Raw genomic sequence first — 1058 nt, 5'->3', positions numbered from 1 at the left:
ACCCTGTTGCTTCACTGGGAGAATATCCTAGTTCAGCTTGTAATGCAAAAATTAATGCTTGATTTGAATTTCTTTGATAAATACCATCACAAGGCATTATTCCCGTGTATTCTAAATAATTTACATTTAACCATTGCTGCATTTTTCTAATTTTACTATCTCCGCCGGGAACAAGAACAAAAGCACTCATATCAAATAACGCTTTGGCCCATTTCGCATCCAAAACTCCAGTTACAGCGCTTCCATTAAACCCTGCATCAGTCTGCAACTCTTTTACAGCAGTATCTAAATATGGAGTATATACCCCATCGAAGCCACCTGGATTAATCCCCTTACACCAAAAGGCACCTTGAATAAGAAATACAATATTTTTAGGTAGATTTTTGCCCCATTTAGGAGTAACCTGATTATCGTACATTTTTTCAGTGGTAGGTCCAAAATTAGCTACTAGATTAGTAATACCAAGTTCTACTTGTAGTCCTTCAATAAGTCCATAGATTGTAGGCCACCCTGTTCGCCCATTTTCTGGAACCTTATCAAACCCTGTAACATTACTGTATTTCTTGTTTAGCCATTTCTGAGTACTTAAAACCATCTCATCCATAAAAATCCCCTGCTTTCTTGCCGAACATACGTTCGTTTATGTGTTGATTATATTTTATATTTTAGTGTTTGTCAACAACTAAAAATAATAAAACAGCACAAAGAAATCTCTTTGTGCTGTTTTATTAAATATTTTGAACAACATAATACGTACCTGCAACAGGATTATAAGTGTAATAAATACCTATATTCATTGTCCAACCAGGCCCGTTTGGTGCAAAGTATTTGAATCCTTCACGAGCATACAATGCCATTCCTTGAATAGAACCAGATTTAGTTGCGTTGGCTTGATTTACATTTCCTACTCTTCCATCGTCAATGTAGGATTTCCAACGTAAAAAGTTGCCTGTACCATCAGCTGGTTTTACACCCATACCTCCAAAACGCCATCCCGCACCACTAAATGGCTGTGATTTATAGCTTCCTCCTCCTGCTAGTACAAGAAGGTGTCCGCT

Annotated in this window: 1 protein-coding gene and 1 pseudogene; both read right to left on the bottom strand. The window is 37.2% G+C overall.

Features of this window, described 5'->3' with window-relative positions:
- Window positions 1-604: peptidoglycan-binding domain-containing protein (locus ACFXI4_RS44770; RefSeq protein ID WP_385003478.1), on the bottom strand; the 604-nt coding region annotated here is incomplete at its 3' end.
- Window positions 605-728: 124 nt separating this feature from the next.
- Window positions 729-1058, bottom strand: a pseudogene (locus ACFXI4_RS44765) (hypothetical protein); the annotation flags it as partial.

Source organism: Streptomyces sp. NPDC059224 (assembly GCF_042754285.1).
In the GTDB taxonomy this organism is placed as follows: Bacteria; Actinomycetota; Actinomycetes; order Streptomycetales; family Streptomycetaceae; genus Streptomyces.
Note: the sequence above shows the minus strand (reverse complement) of the source record. Positions and strands in the feature narration are given on the sequence as shown.